This window comes from Bacteroides sp. D22 (genome assembly GCF_000163675.1).
Taxonomy (GTDB): Bacteria; Bacteroidota; Bacteroidia; order Bacteroidales; family Bacteroidaceae; genus Bacteroides; species Bacteroides xylanisolvens.
Genome location: NZ_GG774800.1, coordinates 199,874 through 205,304, shown reverse-complemented (window position 1 = coordinate 205,304; position 5,431 = coordinate 199,874). Strand labels below are relative to the sequence as shown.

At 42.7% G+C, this 5,431-nt stretch carries 7 protein-coding genes and 2 pseudogenes; all 9 read right to left on the bottom strand.

Annotation, left to right across the window (positions count from 1 at the left end):
* Window positions 1–138: pseudogene (locus tag HMPREF0106_RS27010) on the bottom strand (IS1380 family transposase); the annotation flags it as partial.
* A 129-nt stretch (window positions 139–267) separates the two neighbouring features.
* Window positions 268–525: pseudogene (locus HMPREF0106_RS28230) on the bottom strand (hypothetical protein); the annotation flags it as partial.
* Window positions 522–809, bottom strand: a complete 288-nt coding sequence (locus tag HMPREF0106_RS17370) for a hypothetical protein (RefSeq protein WP_009039439.1) — start codon at window positions 807–809, stop codon at window positions 522–524. The gene HMPREF0106_RS17370 and the pseudogene HMPREF0106_RS28230, both read right to left, overlap by 4 nt.
* A 204-nt stretch (window positions 810–1,013) precedes the next feature.
* A complete protein-coding gene (locus tag HMPREF0106_RS17375; protein WP_009039438.1) occupies window positions 1,014–1,292 on the bottom strand; it encodes a hypothetical protein in 279 nt (92 codons plus the stop codon).
* The gene (locus HMPREF0106_RS17380) at window positions 1,255–2,676 is read right to left on the bottom strand and encodes an RNA-directed DNA polymerase (protein ID WP_009039437.1); all 1,422 of its coding nucleotides are present in this window, start codon (window positions 2,674–2,676) and stop codon (window positions 1,255–1,257) included. The genes HMPREF0106_RS17375 and HMPREF0106_RS17380 overlap by 38 nt, the downstream gene beginning before the upstream one ends.
* Before the next feature lie 14 nt (window positions 2,677–2,690).
* A complete protein-coding gene (locus HMPREF0106_RS17385; protein WP_004300306.1) occupies window positions 2,691–3,098 on the bottom strand; it encodes a four helix bundle protein in 408 nt (135 codons plus the stop codon).
* Window positions 3,099–3,244: 146 nt separating this feature from the next.
* Entirely contained in the window at window positions 3,245–4,054 is an 810-nt protein-coding gene (locus HMPREF0106_RS17390; protein ID WP_009039436.1) for a DUF1566 domain-containing protein, read from the bottom strand.
* A gap of 25 nt (window positions 4,055–4,079) precedes the next feature.
* Entirely contained in the window at window positions 4,080–4,868 is a 789-nt protein-coding gene (locus HMPREF0106_RS17395; protein ID WP_009039435.1) for a vir region protein, read from the bottom strand.
* A 2-nt stretch (window positions 4,869–4,870) separates the two neighbouring features.
* A partial coding sequence (locus tag HMPREF0106_RS17400; RefSeq protein ID WP_009039434.1) for a hypothetical protein occupies window positions 4,871–5,431 on the bottom strand: 561 nt, incomplete at its 5' end.

Sequence of the window (5,431 nt, the reverse complement as noted above, 5' to 3'; positions counted from 1 at the left end):
ATATCCGATGATACTGCTGCATCTCTGACCAAGTGTCTGGTCGATAATAGGTGAAAGCATGGAGTCAAATTGCTCCATGATTGAAAAAATTCCTCCAAAAGGTGTGAGTTTTTCAGATTTTATTTGTACCTTTGCCATGTCTTGTTACGATTTACGCTTGTTTTGAATTGCAACACTAAGATAAGTGAAAAATCTGACATGGCAAAATCCTGAGCAACTTTTTGTTGCTCAGGAACTTATAAATAAAGTTAAATTATAGTGTTGCGGAATTAAGGTAAGATAGAGAAGAAGTTCAACCAAGGCATTTTTAAACTTATCCCACTTAAAGTTTTTACAACGTATAATTGAAACACCATCAGCCCTCATTCCGCACCAAATATTAAATCCAAACATTACAACTAATGCTATAAGAAAACCTTTAGTCGGCGTTAAATAAGCAAGAAGAGAACTGAACATCGAAACGAAAATAATTCGTATCTGGTCTACATTAAATAGCTCATATAACCATCTCATAATATTAATCATAAAGTTACTACCAATATTGAAAACACAGTAATCAGCCCAGGAAGCAAAACAGTAGCTAATGCGTCAAGCCAATCAAAGATGAACCCGCACTTTTTCTGAATGTACTCAACCACTATTGCGGCAATGGCGGTTGTCGTTAAAGAAACAATAGCAGATTCACAGAAATCAATGCCTAATAGAAGGAAACAGAAGGCAAGCATTACAACAAAGACGAACATCCCGGCTTTGACGTGTGCCGGTCGGTTAGATTGCAAAATCCAATCATACAATACTTTTATACCCATACTCATAGCGTTTAATTATTAATAAAATATTCTGTATGGAACAAATGTATTGAGTATAATAACGAGTTTTACAAAAATGGAAAATCTTGGAAATCAATTCTATGATAAATATCTATAAAACAAGACATTATAATTTTCACTTTTTCCATAAATAAAAAAGGGATGCTTGAAAAGCACCCCTAAAACAACCAACAGATTGAACTATTAATCCGTAAACATATACACGGAAAGATCAACCTTTTCTATTTCGTCTGAAATCGTATCTCCATACATTGTAAGACACACCCGATAACGGTCAATACTTCTTTGAATCTGTTGCAAGGTAGGTTTCTCGGGATATTCCGAACTGGCAAAAGTTACCAGTTCCTCACCATTCTCACTGGTACCAACCACCCGGAAGTGATGACGCACAATCCAGGTTCCGTCCGACTGTTGCTCGATAGGCTTAGCAATCCCACGCGGTAAGATATTTTTTTGATCCATGTTTTTTGATATGTTTAATTAGTTGTTTTCTATGGTTATATTTATTCTTCAATACAAACTTTTCAAAATGTCCTTCGATATAAACATATTCCCACCATTCAGGAAGTAACATCGCTGCAATTCTACGGCGGATATTGTACGTTGCAAAGTGTTTCATCAAGCCATAATAAGAATTCATTGTACTCACAAATTTCTCAACATACGCTTCTGCAAATCCATTTTCAGCTATTTTATTAAATTTCCTGACAGCGTTATATGTGTTACCAACCACCCTGTTAGATACATAAATTCTACCAGGCAAAATGAACGCCCCTACAAACAAGACTCCTTTTTTATAATGCTGAAGATACAGTTTGCGTGGATGCAACCGTAAAAGGAGTTGTTCTTTCAGGAAACCATCAAGAAGATGGACTTTGGACAATATTTCTTCCGGAGATTTCACCACAATACAAAAGTCATCAACAAAGCGTACATAATGCCTGAATCCTAACATCACCATTACATAATAATCGAAAACAGACGCCAAGAAGTTAGCTATGAGTTGTGACGGCAGGTTCCCGATAGCCACTCCCCTGTCAGGGTCATTATGAAACAGACTTTTATTACTGGGAAGTTTGTCCCACATGGAGACGGGAGAGCGTCTGATACACTTATTTTGTGGACAATGAAAGATAGTAACGGCTAGAAGGTAAAGCAAACATTCAATATCATCGCCTTTATAATTGTCCCTTACGAATATGTTCAGCATTTCCCATACCAACGATTTCGAGATAGACATGAAGAAACTGAACAGGTCATCTTTGAAAATGTACGCATCGGCAGTATAATTCTCACTGACCTCGACTATCATGTTATTCAGATAGTGCACGGCAGACAAGCATCCCTCACCTTTCCGGCAGTTCTTGGAGACGTTTCCTTGTTCCCGGAAGCGTTCCTCTAAGATCGGCTCGATACGAAGAGCGATCCAGTGATGGACAACACGATCAATGAAAGCGGCGGCAAAAACCTCCCGATATACCGGGTAAGTCCGTATGAATACTTTTGAAAAGTCCGGTACATATTCACCGTAAATAATAGAATACCATAGCCGCACCAATGCGGACTGATAATCATTATAGAACTCAACACAATCCGTACTCGTTCTTTTCTGCCTGGCACAATCTTCGGATGCTTCGAAAATACTGCTAAGAAGTATGTCATAGATTATATTACCTGTTGCGGCGAGGGGACGAACCCGGTTCGCGTTCTGGCGGTTGTTCGTGTTGACGTTGCCGTTGTTGAAGTTCACGTTCCAACTGCTGGAAGCCGTTGCATCCGCTATCTTAGTCTTTCCCGGCTCATCACCGGGGGGATGCCCAATAAATAATTCTAATTGCTCACTCATAATCCCCTTGGCGATTATGACTCCGGCTTTGCGACTTGTTGCGATCCGTTAGCTTTTTGCCGTTGGAGATCTGCAACCGTTTTTTTGTACCAACCGGTACTTTGCTTACCGATGCTCTCTGCAAGCAGACAGATTTCGGCAGTTTGAGTCAGGCTGGTCAAATGTCGTTCTTCACACACTCTTAGCAGTAATTTCAATGCATCAAACTCACACAAAAACTTCATCAGATAATCTGCACGGTGCTCAAGGTTCATATCTGTATTTGCATAACGGATATATTCGCAACAATGGACGGCAAGCATCATCAACTCCGTACCAAATTCATACCGGAACGCCTTGGGGAATTGTTGCCGGGCATCAATGATAAGGTTCAGAAGCTTATACATCGAATTTGATATAGGAAGGTCTTGTGTAAGTGCCATGTTAATTTTTTAATATTTTAATGTATGTATTAGAGGGCGCAAAGTTAATAACTGTAAAGCAATTAACACAATTTTAGCTCAAAAAAGTGAAACTGAAAAGCCCCTGTCGGGGCTTTTATTTAGCTAACTCTCTAAGGGATAAAGAATTAAAGGGATAAAGTGTTTATTGCGGCGAGGGGACGAACCCGGCCCGCGCCCTGGCGGCCGCTCGTGCCGACGCCGCCGCCGTTGAAGTTCACGCTCCAACTGCTGGAAGCGTCATATTCGGTACTAGACCAATACCAATCGTTTGTAAACATATTTTGATTACCAAACATAGAAGTTATGAGCTCATTGATTTCGGTTTTATACTTGGCCATAAGCATAAGTTCTCCCAATGCGGGCAGGTTCCACACGGTTGTATCTTCAATTCCGTCAGATTCAAGCGTACAGGCTTTATAGGCTCTGGCAGCTTCGGCGGCAGGGGCGCCGACAGTTCCCTGGGTGTCCTTGACGCCTGCAAGGGTTTCTATTATAACATCGGTATTTTCCTTGCCGTCGAAGGTATCATAGAGTCCTTGGTTACCACTACCGTAGTTTTTCAGGCCGCGTAAGTCGGTTCCGTAGCCACCCCATTTGAACGTTTTGTTGCCGCCTGCGTCAACGCAGTCACTTTTGGCGATAATGAACTGGTGGCATTCGGCACGAAGTCGGATGCCAATACGGATATACTTGGAGCGGTTATTTGCGCTCATGGAGTTCCATTCGGAAGCCGTGAAAAAGACTTGTTCACCGTCTTCAATTCGGAGAGTAGCCAAAGAAAGGTCAAGAAGCGTACCTGCCCATTGCATATACTTGGCGATGTCACTCGCCGGGGTATTTTCATTGACGGTTGTAAAACCGATTGATTGCAAAGCTGCAACTTGGTCTTGTTTATTCAGGCGCATAAGCATTGCGTTAGCGATATTTTTATCCATTTTATTATATAATTTTAGGTTAATACTATTCAGAAGCAACAGCTCTCACATGGAGAAGATTTGAATTTTTGTTTTGATTCGTAATACGCCCGGTATTCAGTTCGAACGCCCAGGCGGAGTTAGTATCCCAAATTGTTGATGACCAGTAGTATTTATCAGTCATCAGCATACTGTCACTACTCCAAAAGGTACGCATCATCTCATTGATTTTATCGCGATAGCGGTACATCAGAAGCATTTGGCCGGATGAAGGAAGGAACCAGTTAGATTCATCCTCGATACCGTCACTTTCCAAAGTGTAGGCACGGTATGCACGGGCGGCTTCGGCAGCTGGCGCACCGATCACACCACTATTATTTTGGTCTTTCAGAGTTGCGATAATGAGGTCAGTATCTTCCTCACCCGTGAAGCAGCCATACATGGCGCCCAGTCCTTTTTGATTCAGGCCATCTATGGCTTTGCCCTGACCGCCCCAGTAGAAGGTGGTAGTCATGTCGGCATTATAGCACTCCTGGGCGGAAATTACGAAGGAGTGTCCATGTGCCCGGATACGAAGACCGCGTTTGATAAACAACTGTTTGTTGGTAACCGTGAGGGAATCCCATTCCTCACGGGTGAAATACCATTTGGAGTTATCCGAGATGCGGTTACAGGCAAGATTCAAATCAAGCAGGCCGGCAGCCCACTTGATACGTTGTCCAAATTCAGATGCGCGGGAATTCTCGGTGATATCCGAGAATCCAACGGCGTTCAGTGCTGCTACTTGTGCCTGTTTATTCAAGCGAAGCAGCGTTGCGCTTTGTTCATTCGTCATAGTTACTTGTTGATTAAATCATTAATATCCATATTGTCTTCAGCGAAGCGTTCGAGATATTCTTCGTAGGTTTCGCCGTTATAATATTCAAGGACTTCATTGATGTTGTCCAGCGTTACGTTATCGTAGTACGGTTCCCCGCCATAAGACTCATTATTGAACCAGTTGATCAGGTCGATGTAGGCATCTATGACGGTAAGGATGACAAGGCCGTCGATACCGGATTCAAGAGATTCGATTTCATCCGTTTCACGGATAACTGTCAGTTCATACGTGCCGTTGACTACCGGTTTATCCTGTCTGTTGCCGTCCTCATCCATTCCGGCAACTCCATATTCGAGAATGGCAAGAAGCTCGGAGCCGTCAGCCTTCAGGGTCATGTTCGAGATACGGAGCATGGAAAGTTTACGGGATGCCGCTTGTGAAGCGAGGACGTCACGGAGCATCTGAATGGCGTCAAGTTGAGGCGACGTTTCAAGACGCAGGCGTTGGACGTTCGGCATGGATTCTATTTGCAGGCCGGACGGGGCGGAAAGACCGGTATAGGTCAGTTCAGGAAGACC

What these genes read in the sequence shown, in the direction of transcription:
- HMPREF0106_RS17375 (WP_009039438.1), bottom strand. Translation starts at nt 1,292, where the DNA reads ATGGATCAAAAAAATATCTTACCGCGTGGGATTGCTAAGCCTATCGAG.
- HMPREF0106_RS17390 (WP_009039436.1), bottom strand. Translation starts at nt 4,054, where the DNA reads ATGGATAAAAATATCGCTAACGCAATGCTTATGCGCCTGAATAAACAA.
- HMPREF0106_RS17380 (WP_009039437.1), bottom strand. Translation starts at nt 2,676, where the DNA reads ATGAGTGAGCAATTAGAATTATTTATTGGGCATCCCCCCGGTGATGAG.
- HMPREF0106_RS17395 (WP_009039435.1), bottom strand. Translation starts at nt 4,868, where the DNA reads ATGACGAATGAACAAAGCGCAACGCTGCTTCGCTTGAATAAACAGGCA.
- HMPREF0106_RS17385 (WP_004300306.1), bottom strand. Translation starts at nt 3,098, where the DNA reads ATGGCACTTACACAAGACCTTCCTATATCAAATTCGATGTATAAGCTT.
- HMPREF0106_RS17370 (WP_009039439.1), bottom strand. Translation starts at nt 809, where the DNA reads ATGGGTATAAAAGTATTGTATGATTGGATTTTGCAATCTAACCGACCG.